Origin of the sequence: Arthrobacter rhombi (genome assembly GCF_039526245.1) — a bacterium.
Classification (GTDB): Bacteria; Actinomycetota; Actinomycetes; order Actinomycetales; family Micrococcaceae; genus Arthrobacter_H; species Arthrobacter_H rhombi.
In genome coordinates, this window is record NZ_BAAAIV010000012.1 from 46785 (window position 1) to 66092 (window position 19308).

Annotated in this window: 18 protein-coding genes; all 18 read left to right on the forward strand. The window is 66.4% G+C overall.

The window, feature by feature from the left end; translation table 11 throughout:
- The first annotated feature begins 2 nt into the window (after nt 1–2).
- The 18 genes from lysA to ABD088_RS11005 all read left to right on the forward strand — a co-directional run bounded on the left by lysA (nt 3) and on the right by ABD088_RS11005 (nt 19290).
- Nucleotides 3–1421 carry a diaminopimelate decarboxylase gene (gene lysA / locus ABD088_RS10920; RefSeq protein WP_343901963.1) on the forward strand — a complete coding sequence of 473 codons (1419 nt, stop codon included), beginning with the start codon at nt 3–5 and terminating at the stop codon, nt 1419–1421.
- 7 nt (nt 1422–1428) lie between these two features.
- A complete protein-coding gene (locus tag ABD088_RS10925) occupies nt 1429–2736 on the forward strand; it encodes a homoserine dehydrogenase (protein ID WP_343901964.1) in 1308 nt (435 codons plus the stop codon).
- Nucleotides 2737–3837: a threonine synthase gene (thrC, locus tag ABD088_RS10930; protein WP_343901965.1), complete on the forward strand. Its 1101-nt coding sequence runs from the start codon at nt 2737–2739 to the stop codon at nt 3835–3837.
- Nucleotides 3838–3840: 3 nt separating this feature from the next.
- On the forward strand, nt 3841–4845 hold the full coding sequence (gene thrB / locus ABD088_RS10935; RefSeq protein WP_343901966.1) for a homoserine kinase: 1005 nt from the start codon (nt 3841–3843) through the stop codon (nt 4843–4845).
- Between the two features lie 317 nt (nt 4846–5162).
- Complete coding sequence (gene rho, locus ABD088_RS10940; protein WP_343901967.1) at nt 5163–7262, forward strand: transcription termination factor Rho; 2100 nt, start codon at nt 5163–5165, stop codon at nt 7260–7262.
- A gap of 147 nt (nt 7263–7409) precedes the next feature.
- Complete coding sequence (gene prfA / locus ABD088_RS10945) at nt 7410–8495, forward strand: peptide chain release factor 1 (protein ID WP_343901968.1); 1086 nt, start codon at nt 7410–7412, stop codon at nt 8493–8495.
- Nucleotides 8467–9351 (forward strand): peptide chain release factor N(5)-glutamine methyltransferase, encoded by an 885-nt coding sequence (gene prmC / locus ABD088_RS10950; RefSeq protein ID WP_343901969.1) that lies wholly within the window; start codon nt 8467–8469, stop codon nt 9349–9351. Before prfA ends, prmC begins: the two co-directional genes overlap by 29 nt.
- A gap of 29 nt (nt 9352–9380) precedes the next feature.
- Nucleotides 9381–10172: an L-threonylcarbamoyladenylate synthase gene (locus ABD088_RS10955; RefSeq protein WP_372710563.1), complete on the forward strand. Its 792-nt coding sequence runs from the start codon at nt 9381–9383 to the stop codon at nt 10170–10172.
- Between the two features lie 123 nt (nt 10173–10295).
- A complete protein-coding gene (locus ABD088_RS10960) occupies nt 10296–12113 on the forward strand; it encodes a polysaccharide biosynthesis protein (protein WP_343901971.1) in 1818 nt (605 codons plus the stop codon).
- Nucleotides 12110–13123, forward strand: a complete 1014-nt coding sequence (locus tag ABD088_RS10965) for an MraY family glycosyltransferase (protein ID WP_343901972.1) — start codon at nt 12110–12112, stop codon at nt 13121–13123. Before ABD088_RS10960 ends, ABD088_RS10965 begins: the two co-directional genes overlap by 4 nt.
- Before the next feature lie 131 nt (nt 13124–13254).
- A complete protein-coding gene (locus ABD088_RS10970) occupies nt 13255–13737 on the forward strand; it encodes a hypothetical protein (RefSeq protein WP_343901973.1) in 483 nt (160 codons plus the stop codon).
- The gene (locus ABD088_RS10975) at nt 13737–13979 is read left to right on the forward strand and encodes an AtpZ/AtpI family protein (protein ID WP_343901974.1); all 243 of its coding nucleotides are present in this window, start codon (nt 13737–13739) and stop codon (nt 13977–13979) included. The genes ABD088_RS10970 and ABD088_RS10975 overlap by 1 nt, the downstream gene beginning before the upstream one ends.
- A gap of 84 nt (nt 13980–14063) precedes the next feature.
- Complete coding sequence (gene atpB, locus ABD088_RS10980) at nt 14064–14870, forward strand: F0F1 ATP synthase subunit A (protein ID WP_343901975.1); 807 nt, start codon at nt 14064–14066, stop codon at nt 14868–14870.
- A 69-nt stretch (nt 14871–14939) separates the two neighbouring features.
- Entirely contained in the window at nt 14940–15158 is a 219-nt protein-coding gene (gene atpE, locus ABD088_RS10985; RefSeq protein ID WP_343901976.1) for an ATP synthase F0 subunit C, read from the forward strand.
- Nucleotides 15159–15213: 55 nt separating this feature from the next.
- Nucleotides 15214–15765, forward strand: a complete 552-nt coding sequence (locus ABD088_RS10990; protein ID WP_343901977.1) for a F0F1 ATP synthase subunit B — start codon at nt 15214–15216, stop codon at nt 15763–15765.
- The gene (locus ABD088_RS10995) at nt 15765–16580 is read left to right on the forward strand and encodes a F0F1 ATP synthase subunit delta (RefSeq protein ID WP_343901978.1); all 816 of its coding nucleotides are present in this window, start codon (nt 15765–15767) and stop codon (nt 16578–16580) included. Before ABD088_RS10990 ends, ABD088_RS10995 begins: the two co-directional genes overlap by 1 nt.
- 110 nt (nt 16581–16690) lie before the next feature.
- A complete protein-coding gene (atpA, locus tag ABD088_RS11000) occupies nt 16691–18328 on the forward strand; it encodes a F0F1 ATP synthase subunit alpha (protein WP_343901979.1) in 1638 nt (545 codons plus the stop codon).
- Between the two features lie 71 nt (nt 18329–18399).
- Nucleotides 18400–19290, forward strand: a complete 891-nt coding sequence (locus tag ABD088_RS11005; RefSeq protein WP_343901980.1) for a F0F1 ATP synthase subunit gamma — start codon at nt 18400–18402, stop codon at nt 19288–19290.
- The last annotated feature ends 18 nt before the right edge of the window (nt 19291–19308 follow it).

Sequence of the window (19308 nt, forward strand, 5' to 3'; positions counted from 1 at the left end):
CCGTGGCCGCCTCGAACCTGGCCCCCGACTGGCTGTCCTACCCCGATGACGCGAACGCCCTGCGACCGGGGCAGTGGGCCGCCGGCGTCGCGCGCACCGGGGACGGCGAGCTCGCCGTCCAGGGACTGCGCGTGGGCGAGCTGGCCCGCGAGCACGGCACCCCGCTGTTCGTGCTGGACGAGGACGATTTCCGCTCCCGCGCCGCCGGCTTCCGCGACGCGTTCAATGCGGCCTTCGGGCAGCTGTGCGGCGGGGTCGACGTCTACTATGCCGGCAAGGCGTTCCTGTGCACCGAGGTCGCCCGCTGGGTGACCGAGGAGGGGCTGCGGCTGGACACCTGCTCCGGCGGCGAGCTCGCCGTGGCCCGGCGCGCCGGGGTCCCGGCCGCGAACCTGGGCCTGCACGGGAACAACAAGTCCACCGCCGAGATCGAGACGGCCCTGGGAATGGGGCTGGGCCGGATCGTGGTGGACAGCCAGGACGAGCTCGAACGCGTCGCCGCCATCGCCGGGCGGCTCGGCACCACCGCCAACGTCATGCTCCGGCTGACCCCCGGCGTGCATGCCAGCACCCACGAATTCATCGCCACCGCCCACGAGGACCAGAAGTTCGGCCTCTCCATGGTGGCGGACGACGCCGGTGCCTCGCCGGCCGCCGCGGCCGTCGCCTTCGCGCTGGGCGCACCCACCATCACCCTGCTGGGCATCCACGCGCACATCGGCTCACAGATCTTCGAGGCCGAGGGGTTCGAAATGGCCGCCCGCAAGATGCTCGGCTTCCTTGCCGCCATCCGCGACGAGCACGGGGTCCAGCTGCCGGAGCTGGACCTGGGCGGCGGCTACGGCATCGCCTACACCGAGGCCGACACCCCGCGGGAGCCCGCCGACCTCGCCCAGGCGATGGCCGCCGTCGTGCAGGAGGAAGCCGCCGCGCTCTCCCTGGCGGTCCCTCGCATCTCCATCGAGCCGGGCCGGGCCATCGCCGGGCCCGGCACCTTCACCCTCTACGAGGCCGGGGTGCGCAAGACGGTGGCGGTCGACGCCGACGGGGGCACGCTGCCGCGGCGCTACGTCTCCGTCGACGGCGGGATGAGCGACAACGCCCGCCCGGTCCTCTACGACGCGGACTACACCGCCGTGCTGGCCTCGCGTGTGACGGATAGCGAACCGATTATGTCCCGCGTGGTTGGAAAGCACTGCGAAAGTGGTGACATAGTCGTGCGGGACGTTTACCTGCCGGACGATGTGGCGGCGGGCGACCTGCTCGCGGTCCCCGGGACCGGGGCCTACTGCTGGGCATTGGCCAGCAACTACAACTACCTGGCCCGCCCTGCGGTCGTCGCCGTTCGCGGCGGCACGGCCCGCACCATCATCCGCAGGGAAACCGAAGACGATTTGTTGGCCCGTGACATGGGAGCGTAGATAACACGTGAAGAAACTCAGGGTGGCCCTGCTCGGCTGCGGCAATGTCGGATCACAGGTGGCACGAATCCTGTTGGACGACGCCAGTGAACTGACCACACGGGTGGGCGCCGAGCTCGAGCTCGCCGGCATCGCGGTACGCAACACCGCGGCACGGCGTGACGTCGAGTTGCCCGCGTCGCTGTTCACCACCGATGCCGAGGCGCTCATCGACGACGCCGACATCGTCATCGAGCTCATGGGCGGGCTGGAACCGGCGGCGACGCTGATCCGCCGGGCCATCGACGGCGGTGCCACGGTGGTCACCGGGAACAAGGCGCTGCTGGCCAAGGACCTGCCCGGGCTGTCCGCCCGCGCCGGGGACGCCGGCGTCCAGCTCGCCTACGAGGCGGCGGTTGCCGGGGCCATCCCGATCCTGCGGCCCATCCGTGATTCGCTGGCCGGTGACCGGATCACCAAGGTCATGGGCATCGTCAACGGCACCACGAACTACATCCTGGACGCCATGGACACCACCGGCGCCGCCTTCGATGACGCTCTGGCCCGGGCCAAGGAACTCGGTTACGCCGAGGCCGACCCCACCGCTGACATCGAGGGGCACGACGCCGCCGCGAAGGCGGCCATCCTGGCCACCCTGTCCTTCCATGCGCCGTTCGACCTGGACGACGTGCACTGCGAGGGCATCACCGCCGTCACCGCCGAAGACGTCGCCGCGGCACGTCAACAGGGCATGGTCATCAAGTTGCTGGCCATCGCCGAGCGCCTCGGCGACGGCAACGGCTCCGAGGGCGTCGGCGTGCGGGTCCACCCCACGCTGATCCCACGCGTCCACCCGCTGGCCGCCGTCCACGGCGCGTTCAATGCGGTGTTCGTCGAGGCCGACAACGCCGGGGAGCTGATGTTCTACGGCCAGGGGGCCGGCGGCAAGCCCACCGCGTCCGCAGTGGTCGGCGACGTCGTCTCCGCAGCACGCCGTGTGGTGCTGGGTGGACCCGGACGCACCGAGGCCACCACCGGAACCGTACGGGCCCTGCCCATCGAGGCCGTCTCCACCAGCTACAGCATCGGGCTGCGCGTCAACGACAAGACCGGCGTGCTGGCCAAGATCGCCACGATCTTCACCGACCGTGGGGTCTCCATCGAATCCATGCGCCAGATCCCCGAGCCCGTCGACGGGGACGAACCCGGATCGGCCACGCTGCGCTTCGTCACCCACCAGGGCAGCGAGGCCGCCCTGGCCGCCACCGTGGCGGACATCGAGGCCCTGAAGGTCGTCACCGCCGTTACATCAGTACTGAGAGTCGAAGGAAACTAAGTGGCCCACCAGTGGCGCGGAGTCATCCGCGAATACGCATCCCGCCTGCCCGTCAACGAGTCCACCCGGATCATCACGCTGGGGGAGGGTGGCACCCCGCTGGTCTTCGCCCCGGCGCTCTCCGAGCTCACCGGCTCCGAGGTGTACCTGAAGGTCGAGGGGATGAACCCCACCGGCTCCTTCAAGGACCGCGGCATGACCATGGCCATCACCGCTGCCGTCGCTGCCGGCGCCCAGGCAGTGGTCTGCGCTTCGACCGGGAACACCTCGGCCTCGGCCGCGGCGTACGCCACGCAGGCCGGGCTGACCTGCGCCGTGCTGGTTCCGGACGGCAAGATCGCCATGGGCAAGCTCTCCCAGGCCATCGCCCATGGTGCCGAGTTGCTGCAGGTCAACGGCAACTTCGACAACTGCCTGGACGTGGCCCGCAAACTGTCCGAGAACTACCCGGTCTTCCTGGTGAACTCGGTGAACCCCGCGCGCATCGAAGGCCAGAAGACCGGCGCTTTCGAGGTCGTGGACTTCCTCGGCGACGCACCGGACTACCATCTGCTGCCCGTCGGCAACGCCGGGAACATCACCGCGTACTGGAAGGGCTACAAGGAGTACTCCGAGCCCTACGATTCCGAAACTGCAGGGACGTTGCCCGCGGTGTCCACGAAGCGCCCCATCATGTGGGGCTTCCAGGCCGCCGGATCCGCGCCGATCGTCGCCGGGCACCCGATCACCGAACCGGACACCATCGCCACCGCCATCCGCATCGGCAATCCCGCCTCCTGGGAGCAGGCCGAAGCGGCACGGGATGAATCCGGTGGCCTGATCGACGCCGTCACCGACGAGGAGATCCTCGAGGCCCACCGCTGGCTTTCGGCCCGTGAGGGCGTCTTCGTCGAACCGGCCTCCGCCGCCGGGGTCGCCGGCCTGCTCAAGTACCACGCCGCCGGCGAGGTGCCGAGCGGCAAGAAGATCGTCATCACCGTCACCGGGCACGGATTGAAGGACCCGCAGTGGGCCCTGCGCAACGCCGATGGCTCCGATGTCACCCCCACCAAGGTGGACTTCGACGTCGTCTCCGTCGCCAACGCCCTCGGCCTGGCCTGAGCGATGGCCTCCAGCAACACGGCCGGCGCGCCCGTCCCGCAGGCTCCGGCGATCGGACCCTCGGTCGCTCCGGGACAGAGCGTGACCGTCGTCGTGCCGGCAACCACCGCCAACCTGGGCCCGGGCTATGACTGCCTCGGGCTGGCGCTGGGTCTGCATGACACCCTGACGGTCACGACCACCGCCGAAACGGGAGTGCACGTGGACATCGAGGGGGAGGGGGCCGGCTGCCTGCCCACCGACTCCAGCCACCTGGTGGCCCGGACCATTCTGGCCCGCTGGTCAGATGCGGGTGCGGCACCCGCCGGGCTGCGGTTGCAGGCCCGCAACGTCATCCCCCATGGGCGTGGACTCGGCTCCTCTGCCGCCGCGATCGTCTCGGCGCTCACGGCGGCCGACGCCCTGTTGCCCGCCACGCTGCGCCGCGCGATCACCGACCGCGAGCCGATCTTCGCAGCGGCCGCCCGCTTGGAGGGGCACCCGGACAACGTGGCGCCCGCGGTCTTCGGTGCCCTGACGCTGTCGATGCAGGATGACTCCGGATCCACCAGTACCCGGCTCTCGTTGGACGAGCGCATCGTTCCCGTGGTGGCCGTCCCGGACATCGAACTCTCCACCCGCACGGCACGCTCGCTCCTGCCCGATTCCGTCCCCCATGCCACGGCTGCAGCGAATGGCGCGCGGGTTGGACTCCTGGTGCATGCCCTGGCCGCGGATCCGTCATTGCTGTTGCCCGCCACCGAAGACCGCCTGCACCAGGGATACCGTGCGCCCGCCATGCCGGCCTCGGCAGAGCTGATCGAGCGGTTGCGTGCTGCGGGGCATGCGGCGGTCGTTTCCGGCGCCGGCCCCACCGTGTTGGTGTTGGCCGCCTCCGAGGACGAGGCGCGCCGGGTCGCCGACATCGTCGCGGCGGCGCCGGGCGACGGGGCCGGGACGACCGGCGTGTCCTGGCGTGTCCTGATGCCCGGCGTCGACCGCGTCGGTGCTAGACTGGAAGGGCACTAGCGGTATTGACCCCGGTTTCCGGGTCCGTGGCGAGTTGCCACAGCCGGAATCCGGACTCGCGTGGATCGTGCACTTCGAGAACCCCACTTTGTGGATCCCATGTGTCGGCCCGACGCGTCACCGCGTGCGGCTTTCAGACTGGCCGTTCCCCGACTCCTGGGGAATCAGACGGCCACCACACAGGATGAATGCATCAGGACGCCATCGGCTTTCCGCCGCTGCGTCCGGCAGCCGGCCCGCATCTGAAGCGGATCACCGGAAGACAACCCAGCGGATCGTTCCGACACGATCCGCCTGACGAGGGGGAAGGAACCTTCGTGACCGAAACCACCAGCCTGACTGCAGGCGTGGAAGAAACTTCGACGGCACCACAGAACGGACTGGCCGGGCTCAAGCTCGCCCAGCTCCAGGCATTGGCGTCGCAACTGGGGATCACCGGTGGATCACGCATGCGCAAGGGCGACCTCGTGACCGCGATCTCGAACCACCAGCGTGGCGGCTCCGTCGCCGACCGCGAGAAGGCCCCGAAGGCCGAATCCGCCCCGAAGCAGGCAGCCGCCACCGAGCAGGCCCCTGCCGACAAGGCCACCTCCGGCAAGGATGCCGACTCCTCCGAGCGCCCCGCCCGTGGCCGTGGCCGCAGCCGCCGCGCCAGCAGCGATGGCCAGGCACCGCAGGTCACCGAGACGGCCGAGTCCGCTCCCGCGCAGACCACCACCGCAGGCGACTCCGAGACCTCGGGCGAAACCGGTGCGAACCAGCGTCGCGGACGTGGCTCCCGTCGCGCCTCCGACAACGGAAATGCCAACCAGCAGTCCGTCGAGTCCACCCAGGATGCCGGGCAGGATCAGGGCAACGCCGACCAGGGCGGCAACGAGGACCGTTCCGATGAGCGCAACGACCGGGGCGATCGCAACGACCGCTCGCGCAATCGCCGCTCCCGCAACCGCCGCGACAACAATGATGGCGACACGTCCAACGAATCGCGCGACAACAACCGCGACAGCAACCGCGACGAGAGCCAGAAGAGCCAGCAGAACGACTCGGGTCGAAACAACCAGCAGGAGAACCAGCGGGAGAACAACAACCGCCGGGACAACCAGCGGGACAACGACTCCAACGACCGCAACGGCCGCAACAACCGTCGCGAGCGCAACCGCGACCGGAACAACCGCAACGACCGCAATGACCGGAACAACCGTCGCGGACGCAACCGGAACCAGCCCGAGGTCGACGACACCGAGGTGACCGAGGATGACGTCCTGTTGCCCGTGGCCGGCATCCTGGACGTGCTGGAGAACTACGCCTTCGTGCGCACCTCCGGCTACCTGCCCGGTCCCAACGACGTCTACGTCACGCTGAACCAGGTCAAGAAGAACAACCTGCGCAAGGGCGACGCCGTCGTCGGCGCCATCCGCGCACCGCGTGACGGCGAGAACAACAACAACAGCGGCAACCAGCGCCAGAAGTTCAACGCGCTGGTGAAGCTGACCTCGGTGAACGGCAAGCCCGTCGAGGAGAACAAGGACCGTGTCGAGTTCAACAAGCTCGTCCCGCTCTACCCCTCGCAGCGTCTGCGCCTGGAGACCGAGGCCAAGCTCGTCGGCCCGCGCGTCATCGACCTCGTGGCCCCCATCGGCAAGGGCCAGCGTGGCCTGATCGTCTCCCCGCCGAAGGCCGGCAAGACCCTGATCCTGCAGTCCATCGCGAACGCGATCACGGTCAACAACCCCGAAGTACACCTGATGATGGTCCTCGTCGACGAACGTCCCGAGGAAGTCACCGACATGCAGCGCACGGTCAAGGGCGAGGTCATCGCCTCGACCTTCGACCGCCCGGCAGATGACCACACCACGGTCGCCGAACTGGCCATCGAGCGTGCCAAGCGCCTCGTGGAGATGGGCATGGACGTCGTGGTCCTGTTGGACTCGATGACCCGCCTGGGCCGTGCCTACAACCTCAGCGCACCCGCGTCGGGCCGCATTCTCTCCGGTGGCGTGGACTCGGCGGCGCTGTACCCGCCGAAGCGCTTCTTCGGTGCCGCCCGCAACATCGAGAACGGTGGCTCGCTGACCATTCTGGCCACCGCCCTGGTGGAGACCGGTTCCAAGATGGACGAGGTCATCTTCGAGGAGTTCAAGGGCACCGGCAACATGGAGCTGCGCCTGTCCCGCCAGCTGGCTGACAAGCGCATCTTCCCGGCCGTCGACGTCAAGGATTCCGGCACCCGCCGCGAGGAGAACCTGCTCTCTGCCGAGGAGATCAAGATCATGTGGCGCCTGCGCCGCGTGCTCTCCGGCCTGGAGACGCAGCAGGCCCTGGAGGTCCTGACCTCCAAGATCCGCGAGACGCAATCCAACGCCGAATTCCTCATGCTGGTGTCCAAGACGACCCTCGGGTCCAAGTCCGACTCCTAGCTGCCTGACACGCCCGGAACCGGTCCCGCCATCATGTGCGGGGCCGGACCGGGCGTTGTGCGTTAAGCCGCCAACGCGGCACAAACCTCCCTAGACTGGGGCACAACGTGGCCAAGCGGCCGCGGTGATGCCGAGAAAGAAGAGCCAATGTTCGAGTCCGTCCAGGGCCTGCTCGACGAGCACGCCGACCTGCAGCGCCAACTCAGCGATCCCGCCGTCTACCAGGACCAGTCGCTGGCCCGCAAGCTCGGGCGGCGCAGCGCGCAGCTCAATGGCATCGTCGAGGCACACAAGCGCTATACCCAGCTCGTGGACGACCTCGAGGCAGCCCGCTCCATGGCCGACGAGGACCCGGAATTCGCCGAGGAAGCTGCCCGTCTGCAAGAAGACCTGCCCGTGGTGGAGGAGAAGCTGCGCCGGCTGCTGATCCCGCGTGACCCCAACGACGCACGTGATGTCATCCTCGAGGTCAAGGGCGGGGAGGGCGGCGACGAGGCGGCCCTGTTCGCTGCGGACCTGTTGCGCATGTACACCCGCTATGCTGAGCACATGGGCTGGAAGACCGAACTCATCTCCTTCAATGAGTCGGATCTTGGCGGCTACAAGGACGCCCAGATGGCCATCAAGGGCAAGTCGAACGACCCCGCCGAGGGTGTCTACGCGCACCTGAAGTTCGAGGGCGGTGTCCACCGTGTGCAGCGCGTGCCGGTCACCGAGTCGCAGGGGCGCATCCACACCTCCGCCGCCGGTGTCCTGGTGCTGCCCGAGGTCGACGAGCCCGAGGAAGTGGAGATCCACGCCAACGACCTGAAGGTCGACGTCTACCGCTCCTCCGGTCCGGGCGGCCAGTCGGTGAACACCACCGACTCCGCGGTGCGCCTCACCCACCTGCCCACCGGCATCGTGGTGGCCATGCAGAACGAGAAGTCACAGATCCAGAACCGCGAGGCCGCGATGCGCGTGCTGCGCTCCCGCCTGCTGGCCCACCAGCAGGAGATCATCGACGCCGAGAATTCCGACATCCGCAAGTCCCAGGTGCGCACCATGGACCGCTCCGAGCGCATCCGCACCTACAACTACCCGGAGAACCGGATCGCGGACCACCGCACCGGGTACAAGGCCTACAACCTGGACCACGTGATGAACGGTGAACTGGGCCCGGTGATCACCTCCTGCATCGAGATGGACGAACAGGACCGGCTCGATGCCATCGGCGACGACCAGAAGAAGTAGGGTGTCGGTGGATCTCGAGGAGGCACTGCGCCGGGCCACGGCACAACTGCACGACGCCGGTGTCCCCTCCCCGCGTGCCGATGCAGAGTTGCTGGCCGCGCATCTGCTCGACGTCTCCCGGGGACGGGTGGGCGCACTGGCCCTCGCCGGTACCCCAGCCCCCGTCGGCTACGCCGAACTGGTGGACCGGCGGGCGACGCGCATCCCTCTCCAGCACCTGACGGGGGTCGCGTACTTCCGCCATCTCGAGCTATCCGTCGGGCCCGGGGTGTTCATCCCCCGTCCGGAAACCGAGCTGCTGGCCCAACTGGCGATCGACCGGGCCCGTCAGGTCCTGGCCGAACGCGGTGCCGTGCGCGTCGTGGATCTGGGTACCGGTTCCGGCGCCGTCGCCGCGTCGGTCGCCAGCGAAGTCCCCGGGGCCGAAGTGCACGCCGTCGAGCTCAGTGAAGATGCCTATCCGTATGCCGCGGTGAACACGGCACCCCATGGGGTCCAGCTCGTGGCCGGTGACCTGCGCACTGCGCTCGAGGGGCAGGAGGGGCGCTTTGACATTGTCGTATCCAACCCTCCCTACATCCCTCCGGGCGCCATTCCGCGCGACCCCGAGGTCCGTGACCACGACCCGGAACTGGCGCTGTACGGTGGCGGCCCTGACGGGCTGGAGCTGCCGCGCGCGGTGATCACCACCGCCGAGCGGCTCCTGGTCCCCGGTGGCTATCTGGCGCTCGAACATGCAGACCTCCAGGGTCCCGCCATGCTGGGTCTCTTCGGCGCCAGCTCCCGCTGGGTCGACATCAACGGTCACCGCGACTTGAACGACGCCGACCGCGTCACCTCCGGGTACCTCGCCTGAGGGCGGAACCCACAGCACGACATGGAAGAATGGATCCCGTGACCGAACGCTTTGACTGCAGCACAGAACCTGCCCGATCCGAGGGGCTGGCCGCCGCCCAGGAGGCCATCGCCTCCAAGCAGTGCATCGTCCTGCCCACGGACACCGTGTACGGGATCGGGGCCGACGCCTTCTCCCCGCAGGCCGTCGCCACGCTGCTGGCGGCCAAGGGCCGCGGGCGCACCATGCCACCGCCCGTGCTCATCCCGCGGGTGGGCACGCTGGACGGACTGGCGACGGACATCCCCGAGGACGCTCGTCTACTGGCCAACTTCTTCTGGCCCGGCCCGCTGACCTTGATCCTGCGTAGCCAACCGAGCCTGACCTGGGACCTGGGGGAGACCCGGGGCACCGTTGCCTTGCGCATCCCCGATGACGACCTGGCCCGCGACCTCCTGGACGCCACCGGGCCGCTGGCCGTGTCCAGCGCCAACCGTTCGGGCCAGCCTGCAGCAACCACCGCTGCCGAGGCCGAGGCGATGCTGGCCGAGTCGGTTGCCGTCTACCTGGACGGGGGGCCCCGCCCAGCGGTGGACCCCGACGAGGTGGATGCCCCGGACGACGCCGTCGTGCCCGGTCTGGCATCCACGATCGTGGACTGCACCGGCGACGTCCTGCGCGTCGTCCGCCAGGGCGCGCTGCCCCTGGAGGAACTACGCCGACACGTCCCCTCGCTGCTCGGCTTCGGCGAGGAGGGGCCCGACGCGACCAACGTTCAAGCAGAACCGGAAGGTTCTGGTGTAGAACTGAAGGACGACGCGGAGCACGATCCGGCCGGCTGATCGTCTGATCGGCTGACCCGCCCCGCAAGTACCACCCACGATGTCCGGACGCCGCAGCGTACGGCGACCCGGCCGGGAATCCGGCCCCTTCACGAGGAGCACAGACCTGAGCGTCGCCCATCCATGAGCAGCAGGCAAAGCCCCGACGTCCCCAAAACCGCCAGCAGCGACCGCATCCTCTGGCTCGGCTCCCAATTCCTTCTCGATGCCGTGGCCTGGATCATCGCCATCGTCGTGGCAGTGATCCTGCGCTACGAGATGACCTTCGATCCCGGCAAGATCGACGGCATCGCGATCGTCTGCGCCGTGGCCATCGTCAGCCAATTCATCGTCGGCACCACCCTCTCGCTCTATCGCGGCCGGTACAGCTTCGGGTCCTTCCACGAGGCCAAGCTGCTGGTCATCGTCACCGTCGCCGTCTCGGTGATCCTCACCGCGGTCCTGCTTTTCGCCGGTATTCCGATGCAGATCGCCCGCGGCACCGGGCTCATCGCGTTCCCCTTCGCCTGCATCTTCATGGCAGCCATCCGCTATGCCAAGCGCATGCACGTCGAGTCCAAGACCAAGCCCGGGGACCACGCCGAACGCACCCTGATCTACGGTGCCGGATTCGTCGGCAAATCCATCGTCACGCGGATGAGCAATGACCGGCTCTCCCCGTGGCAGCCCGTCGGCCTGATCGACGACGATCCCAGCAAGAAACACCTGCGGATCTCCTCCGTACCGGTGTTGGGCCGCCGCGAGGACCTCGCCGACGTCGTCAAGCGCACGCGAGCCACCGTGGTCCTGCTGGCGATGGCCAATATCGATGCCGTCACCATCCGCGAGATCAGCGACCTGGGCCACTCCTTGGGGCTGAAGGTCCTCGTGGTCCCACCGCTGCGCGACATGCTGACCGGCGGACACGAGTTCTCCTTCCGTGAGGTGGCCATCGAGGACCTCATTGGACGCCACCCCGTGGACATCCACGTTGACGAGATCGCCGGCTACGTCACGGGCAAACGGGTGCTGGTCACCGGGGCAGGCGGCTCCATCGGCTCCGAGCTGTGCCGTCAGATCAACGTCTACAAGCCGGCCGAGCTCATCCTGCTCGACCGCGACGAAACCGGGCTGCAGACCACCCAGATCTCCCTGACGGGCCGTGGGTTGCTCGACGGACAAGACACCGTACTGGCCGATATCCGCGACGCCGAGACCCTGACCGGGATCTTCTTGGACCGTCGGCCCGAGGTCGTCTTCCACACGGCGGCGCTCAAGCATGTTTCCCTGCTGGAGCAGTATCCCGACGAGGCCTGGAAGACCAACGTGATCGGCAGCCTCAACGTTCTCAATGCCGCCCGGGCGGCCGACGTGGGCACCTACGTGAACATCTCCACCGACAAGGCAGCGAATCCGACCACTGCCCTGGGCCACTCCAAACGCGTTGCCGAGAAGCTCACCGCGTGGATGGGTGAGCAGACCGGACGCAAGTACGTCTCGGTGCGCTTCGGCAACGTCCTCGGCAGCCGTGGGTCGGTCCTGCCGCTGTTCACCGAGCAGATCCTCAAGGGCGGGCCGGTCACGGTCACCGATGCCGAGGCGACTCGGTTCTTCATGACCATTCCGGAAGCCTGCCAGCTGGTGATCCAGGCCGGAGCCATTGGCCGAGGCGGCGAGGTCATGATCCTGGACATGGGTAATCCGGTGCGCATCATGGATGTGGCCGAGCACATGATCCAGCTCAGCGGCAAGGACGTGGAAATCGAGATCACCGGACTGCGTCCGGGGGAGAAGCTGCACGAAGACCTGATCGGTGAGGGCGAAGGCGACGAGCGGCCGCTGCACCCGAAGATCTCCCACGCCCACATCGACATGCTCGACCCGGCGGACATGGACCTCGGTGAGTGGAAGGAACGCCAGGGCCACCTGGGCAAGCCGGACGCAGGGGAAGCAGTGTCATGACCGGCGTCGAGACCATCGCCGTCGTCGCCTCTTTTGCGGCCGGCGTGCTGCTGCCCTTCGCCCTCATCCCGGTGCTGAAGCGACTGGGGGTCATCGATGTCCCCAACGACCGTTCCTCCCACACCATCACTGCGGTGCGTGGGGTCGGGCTGACCATTGCGGTCGCCGTGCTGCTGGGCTTCGCGATCGTCTGGTTCGTCGGTCCCTACGCCGCTGGCCCGCTGCTTCCCGTGGTGGCCGGTGTGGCGCTGGCGGCTGCAACGCTGGGGTGGATCGAGGACTACCGCGGCGTCTCGGTGGGGTGGCGTTTTGGGGTGCAACTGGTCATCGGTGCCGTCGGCACCGCGGCCATGGTCGCGGTCACCGACAGTTCGCTGTGGTGGATCCTCGTGGGAGCCTTGGCGGTCACCGCCTACATCAACGTCACCAATTTCATGGACGGGATCAACGGGATCAGTGGCCTCCACGGGCTGACCGTCGGCCTGTTCTTCGCCGGCGCCGGCATCATGGGCAACCAGCCGTGGCTGGTCGCACCGTCCTTGGTCGTTGCCGCAGCGTTCGCCGCCTTCCTGCCCTGGAACCTCGGACGGGGACATGTCTTCCTGGGCGACGTGGGCAGCTACCTGCTCGGGGCAACGTTGGCCGCGCTGGGCGCCGCCGCGTTCCTCAACGGCATGGAAGCCGGTTATCTGCTCGGGCCGGTGGTCATCTACCTGGCCGATACCGGCTACACATTGCTGGTGAGGATCCGCGCGGGGGAGCGGTGGTATGCAGCACACCGCCAACATGTCTACCAGCGTCTGACCGACGTAGGCCTCAGCCACGTCGGTTCCGCACTGGTGGTTACCGTGGCCACGGCATTCTGCGCCGGCGGCGCCATGCTCAGCGTCCAGTCGCCTGGTGTGGGAAAGGGCGTATGGGGAGTGTTCATGGCTGCCGTGATCATCGCCTACCTCTCCAGCCCGGTATGGATCGCCCGTCTATCCGGCCAACGCCCGGCCGTCAGGTGACGGCGGGGGGAAGGTAACATTTCTATCTCGTGTAGAATTGTTCCGGGTTCCCCACGGGAACGCCAACAATCCTGATCCCTCGTCGTGGTGCCCTGCGCCCGGGCGAGGGACCGACAACGAGGTGGACGTACATGCCGGAGGCGGCGCATCCCCACGGCGCACATGCCGTGAGGGAGTCGGGGGAGACCCCGTCTCCCTGGCTGTCGATCCTGCGCAAATGCGTTGCCGTCACCGGCGTCGCCACCGTGCTGGTGGCACTTGTCGCCTGGTTGGCTGCGGGACCGGCAGCAGCCGGTAGCTCGTTGGCAGCCGGCATCGTCGTCATCGTCTTCTTCGGCATCAGCCTGGGCATTGGACATCTGGTCGGTCGACGGAATCCCTCCGCGGCCTTCGGTGCGTTCATGATCGGGTATGTCGTGAAGGTAGTCGTGCTTGGCGTGCTGGCCTTTAGTTTCGGCGCACCGGCATGGCTCGATGGAACCTGGCTACTGGTCGGGGTCATCTCGACGGTGGTCATCTGGCAGATCGTGGAGTTGCATGCCTTCTCCCGACTTCGCCTTCAGCTTTACAACGACCCCATCACTCCCACCCCCACGAGCGAAGGGAAAAACTGATGGCCCAGTCTGGCAACAGTGGTTCCCCGAAGTCGGAGATCTCACGTTTTCGTGAAAACTTCAACTACATCGTTGGCGGGATCATCGCGTGGGGTTTGATAGGGTGGTTGTTGGACTTCCTGTTGCATCAAAGCTGGATCTGGATGATCGGCGCCCTTCTCGGGGCCGTTGCCGGATATTATCTGGCCTTCCTCCATCGAAGAGAACGCGCCTCCCAGCGGGTTCGCGATGCGGACGAGTAACAGCCAACAACTTCATCCGGTAGGGGTCTTGAACGGCCTCCCACCGAAACTGCCCAAAGACGGACACTGCAGAGAGGAACCGCGTTGATCGCGCTTGCGCTTCCGGCGGCCCCAGAAGAAGGCGGCTTCAAAGCCCCCGGCCTAGAGGACATGCACCTCCCCGAAATCCTCCCTTGGGGAGCCGACTACGGGAGTGGCTTCGGCAAGCAGATGCTGCTGGTCATCATTTCCGTCATTCTCATCTCCTGGTTCTTCATGGCCGCGTCCCGCCGTCGCCAGATGGTCCCGGGCAAATTCCAGTTCCTGGGCGAGATGTCGTACAACTTCGTACGCAACTCCGTAGGCAAGGACATCATCGGCGAGAAGGACTTCAAGCCCTTCGTCCCGCTGCTGATGAGCCTGTTCTTCTTCATCCTGGTGAACAACCTCTTCGGCGTCGTGCCGATCTTCCAGATGCCGACCACGTCGCACGTGGGCACCGCCTACGCACTGGCTGGCATCGTCTACGTCTACTGGATCTTCCTGGGACTGAAGAAGCACGGCATCGCGTACCTGAAGCTGGCCGTCGTCCCCTCGGGCGTGCCGAAGGCCATCCTGCCGCTGATCGTCATCATTGAGATCATCTCCAACTTCTTCGTCCGCCCGTTGACGCACAGCCTTCGTCTGTTCGCCACCATGCTCTCCGGTCACCTCATCGTGATGCTGGCCGCGGCCGGTACCTCGTACATGATCGTTGAGGGCGGCGTCTTCCTGAAGGGACTGGGCGTCCTGACGTTCGTCGGCGGCGTCGGCATGGGCCTCTTCGAGGTACTGATCATGGCCCTTCAGGCCTACGTCTTCGTCCTGCTGACCGCCATCTACATCCAAGGCTCACTGGTCGAAGAGCACTAAAAGCTTTCCCCATCCGGGGAATACCCTGTATCCAAACACCCTGCCAATCGGCATTCTGAAAGGAACAAAATGGAAATCTACGGTAGCCTCAACGCCATCGGTTACGGCCTCTCCGCAATCGGCGGTGCCATCGGCGTGGGTCTCGTCTTCGCCGCTTACATCAACGGCGTCGCACGTCAGCCGGAGGCCCAGCGTGTGCTGCAGCCGATCGCCTTCCTCGGCCTGGCGCTGACCGAAGCTCTTGCCATCCTCGGCCTGGTCTTCGCATTCATCTGGGGCCGCGTCTAAACTTCGGGTCCTTTCAGGGAATCGAAGGTTAGAGTCTAAGAAAGACGGGTGAATTATGATCTACGCAGCACTAAGCGCGGCTGAGGGCAAGGTAAACCCCCTCGTCCCCAATATCTGGGAAATCGCACTGACGCTGGTGACCTTCCTCGTTCTGCTGTACATCGTCAACAAGTTTGTCGTTCCGGCATTCGAGAAGACGTATGAGGAACGCTCCGCAGCCATCGAGGGCGGCATTGCCAAGGCAGAAGCCGCACAGGCGGAAGCCAACGCAGCCCTCGACGAGTACAAGCAGCAGCTGCTGGACGCCCGCACGGAAGCCAATCGCATCCGCGAGGAAGCCCGTGCAGAAGGTTCCAAGATCTTGGCCGACCTCAAGGAGAAGGCGGCGGCTGAGTCCGCACGCATCACCGAACAGGCTCACGTCCAGATCGAGGCCGAGCGCCAGGCCGCCGTCGTTTCCCTGCGGGGAGAAGTCGGAACGCTGGCAACCCAGCTCGCCAGCCGCATCGTGGGCGAATCGCTCAACGATGATGCACGCTCCGCACGCGTGGTCGATCGCTTCCTGAGCGACCTCGAGAACCAGCAGAGCGCAGGTGCATCGAACTAATGGCAGGTGTATCGAGCCAGTCGTTGGCCGCCGCACAGTCCGAGCTGGAGGCAAAACTGCCCTCGGCCGACCTGGCGCTGGCCACGGACCTCTTCAACGTGTTGGGCGTCTTGGATTCCAATGCCGGTTTGCGCCGCGCATTGACGGATCCGTCGCGCAGCACCGAGGAAAAGACCGCCCTGACGTCCCGGCTGCTGCAGGGAAAGGTCTCCCCGGAGGCCCAGTCCATCGTGGCCGGTCTCGCCGGTTCCCGGTGGGGCTCGGCACGTGACATCGGCGATGCACTCGAAACGCTGGCCGCAACCGTGGCCATCAGCGTGGCAGAGCGCCAGGCCGAAGGACCCACGGGGCTCGAAGCCTTGGAGGAAGACCTCTTCGGCTTCATCCGGGTTGTGGGGTCCAGTCATGATCTGCAGCGCGCCCTTGACGACCCGCAGGCCTCGGCCGATGCCAAGCGCACTCTTGCGCTGAAGGTTTCGCCGCAGGCCGGCGAGGCGGCGAGGGTCCTGATCGCACAGGCCGTTGAATCCCCCCGGGGACTGAAGCCTGCTGCCCTCGTGCAGAAGTTCGTGGAGTTGGTGGCCAAGCGCCAGCAGCGGTGGATTGCGCAAGTCAGCGCCACCCGTCCGTTGACTGACGATCAGTTCAACCGACTGCAGGCCGGGCTCAACAAGCTCTACGGACGCGATCTGAAGATCAACGCCGCAGTGGATCCATCACTAGTTGGAGGAATCCGGGTAGTCGTCGGTGACGAGGTTGTTGACGCAACCGCCGCCACACGCCTCGCGGAACTCCGCCGTCGGCTGGCCGGCTAGCCCTCCCTCGGGAGGGCGGCCCGCCGCCGACACCACAGACTGAATCAAACCCCGGTTTCCACCAATCAGCACCGGTCGGGAACCACAATCTAGGAGAGCAGGGACTGCAGATGGCCGAATTGACCATCAACGCCGATGACGTCCGCAACGCCTTGACCGACTTCGCCGCGTCCTATGAACCGGGCAACGCGCAGCGTGTCGAGGTGGGTCGCGTGACCACGGCTAGTGACGGCATTGCAAAGGTGGAGGGTCTTCCCTCCGTCATGGCCAACGAGCTGCTTCGTTTTGAAGACGGCACGCTGGGACTGGCACAGAACCTCGACACCCGCGAAATCGGTGTTGTCGTCCTCGGCGACTTCGCCGGGATCGAAGAGGGCCAGGAAGTACACCGCACGGGCGAGATCCTTTCGGTCCCCGTCGGTGACAACTTCCTGGGCCGCGTCGTGGACCCGCTGGGCATGCCCATCGACGATCTGGGCGAAATCGAGGCAGAGGGCCGTCGTCCGCTGGAGCTCCAGGCTCCCGGCGTGACGCAGCGCCAGTCCGTCGGCGAGCCGATGCAGACCGGTATGAAGGCCATCGACGCCATGATCCCGGTCGGCCGTGGCCAGCGTCAGCTGATCATTGGCGACCGCCAGACGGGCAAGACCGCACTGGCCGTCGACACCATCATCAACCAGAAGGCCAACTGGGCCTCCGGCGATATCTCCAAGCAGGTGCGCTGCATCTACGTGGCCATCGGCCAGAAGGCTTCGACGATCGCTTCGGTTCGCCAGTCGCTCGAAGAGCACGGCGCCATGGAGTACACCACCATCGTGGCCTCCCCGGCTTCCGACCCGGCCGGCTTCAAGTACCTGGCACCCTACGCAGGTTCGGCCATTGGCCAGCACTGGATGTACGGCGGCAAGCACGTCCTCATCGTGTTTGACGACCTCTCCAAGCAGGCCGAAGCATACCGCGCCGTCTCCCTGCTCCTGCGCCGTCCGCCGGGACGCGAGGCATACCCGGGTGACGTCTTCTACCTGCACTCCCGTCTGCTCGAACGTTGCGCCAAGCTCTCCGACGAGCTCGGTGCAGGCTCGATGACCGGCCTGCCGATCATTGAAACCAAGGCAAATGACGTATCGGCCTACATCCCGACGAACGTCATCTCCATCACCGATGGCCAGATTTTCCTGCAGTCGGATCTCTTCAACGCCAACCAGCGTCCGGCAGTTGACGTGGGCATCTCCGTGTCGCGCGTCGGCGGTTCGGCGCAGATCAAGGCCATGAAGAAGGTTTCGGGCACGCTGAAGCTCGAGCTGGCGCAGTACCGCGACATGCAGGCCTTCGCGATGTTCGCCTCCGATCTGGATGCCGCGACCAAGCAGCAGCTCACCCGTGGTGCGCGTCTGATGGAACTGCTCAAGCAGGGCCAGTACGCCCCGTACCCGGTCGAGGACCAGGTGGTCTCCGTCTGGGCCGGCACCAACGGACACCTGGATGCCGTCCCCGTTGAGGACGTCCGCCGCTTCGAGCAGGAGTTCATCGAACACCTGCGCAACCGCACCGACGTGCTCACCACGATTGCCCAGACAGGCAAGCTGGAGGACTCGACGGTCGAGGCGCTGAAGTCCAATGTCGAGGACTTCAAGCAGGGCTTCTTCGGCCACGGCGGGGACCAGCTGGTCAACGCAGGACACGAAGAGCACGACGCCCTCGGTGAAGAGAACGTCGACCAGGAAAAGATCGTCAAGCAGAAGCGCTGACGTTCTCCGTGAGGTGGTGGCGGGGCCCCTCGGGCCCGGCCACCACCACCACGGACTAGGAAAGGATAAACATGGGAGCCCAGATTCGGGTCTACCGCCAGAAGATCGCCTCGACATCGTCGATGGGCAAGATCTTCAAGGCGATGGAACTGATCGCCACTTCCCGCATTGGCAAGGCCCGTAGCCGCGTGTCGGCCTCGTTGCCCTACGCCCGTGCGATTACCCGTGCCGTTTCTGCCGTCGCGTCCCAGTCCGAGGTCGACCACCCCTTGACCAGCGAGCCGGATCAGATCCGCCGCTCGGCGGTCCTGGTGATGACGTCCGACCGTGGTCTGGCTGGTGCCTACTCGGTCAGCGCCATCAAGCAGGCCGAGGCACTGAACGAATTGCTGCGCGCCGAAGGCAAGGAAGTCAGCACCTACATCGTCGGACGCAAGGCCCAGGCCTACTACGACTTCCGCAACCGCGATTATGCGCGGGTGTGGACCGGGGATACCGACGCGCCGAAGTTCGAGACGGCACGCGAGATCGGCGAGGCGCTGCTTGAGGCCTTCAACACGCCGTACGAAGAAGGAGGCGTGGAGGAGATCCACGTCGTCTTCACGCAGTTCAAGTCCATGGTCCTCCAGGAACCAACCGTCATCCGGTTGCTGCCCTTGGAGGTCGTGGAGGAGGAAGTGGCCCAGGAAAGCGACCTGCTGCCGCTGTACGAGTACGAACCGGAGCCCGAACAGGTCCTGGACGCACTCCTGCCGCGTTACATCGAGTCCCGCATCTTTGCAGCATTGCTGCAGTCGGCTGCATCCGAGTTGGCAGCACGCCAGCGCGCGATGAAGGCGGCCGGTGACAACGCCAACGAGCTGATCAAGAAGTACACGCGACTTCGGAACAATGCCCGTCAGGCCGAAATCACCCAGGAACTGTCGGAAATCGTGGCAGGCGCCGACGCGCTCAGCGCGTAGCAGCCGGCCGATCACCAT

Excerpts from the sequence above, each read along its gene's own strand:
- thrB (WP_343901966.1), top strand. The coding sequence starts at position 3,841 with ATGGCCTCCAGCAACACGGCCGGCGCGCCCGTCCCGCAGGCTCCGGCG.
- prfA (WP_343901968.1), top strand. The coding sequence starts at position 7,410 with ATGTTCGAGTCCGTCCAGGGCCTGCTCGACGAGCACGCCGACCTGCAG.
- prmC (WP_343901969.1), top strand. The coding sequence starts at position 8,467 with ATGCCATCGGCGACGACCAGAAGAAGTAGGGTGTCGGTGGATCTCGAG.
- ABD088_RS10955 (WP_372710563.1), top strand. The coding sequence starts at position 9,381 with ATGGATCCCGTGACCGAACGCTTTGACTGCAGCACAGAACCTGCCCGA.
- ABD088_RS10960 (WP_343901971.1), top strand. The coding sequence starts at position 10,296 with ATGAGCAGCAGGCAAAGCCCCGACGTCCCCAAAACCGCCAGCAGCGAC.
- ABD088_RS10965 (WP_343901972.1), top strand. The coding sequence starts at position 12,110 with ATGACCGGCGTCGAGACCATCGCCGTCGTCGCCTCTTTTGCGGCCGGC.
- ABD088_RS10970 (WP_343901973.1), top strand. The coding sequence starts at position 13,255 with ATGCCGGAGGCGGCGCATCCCCACGGCGCACATGCCGTGAGGGAGTCG.
- ABD088_RS10975 (WP_343901974.1), top strand. The coding sequence starts at position 13,737 with ATGGCCCAGTCTGGCAACAGTGGTTCCCCGAAGTCGGAGATCTCACGT.
- atpE (WP_343901976.1), top strand. The coding sequence starts at position 14,940 with ATGGAAATCTACGGTAGCCTCAACGCCATCGGTTACGGCCTCTCCGCA.
- ABD088_RS10990 (WP_343901977.1), top strand. The coding sequence starts at position 15,214 with ATGATCTACGCAGCACTAAGCGCGGCTGAGGGCAAGGTAAACCCCCTC.
- ABD088_RS10995 (WP_343901978.1), top strand. The coding sequence starts at position 15,765 with ATGGCAGGTGTATCGAGCCAGTCGTTGGCCGCCGCACAGTCCGAGCTG.
- atpA (WP_343901979.1), top strand. The coding sequence starts at position 16,691 with ATGGCCGAATTGACCATCAACGCCGATGACGTCCGCAACGCCTTGACC.
- ABD088_RS11005 (WP_343901980.1), top strand. The coding sequence starts at position 18,400 with ATGGGAGCCCAGATTCGGGTCTACCGCCAGAAGATCGCCTCGACATCG.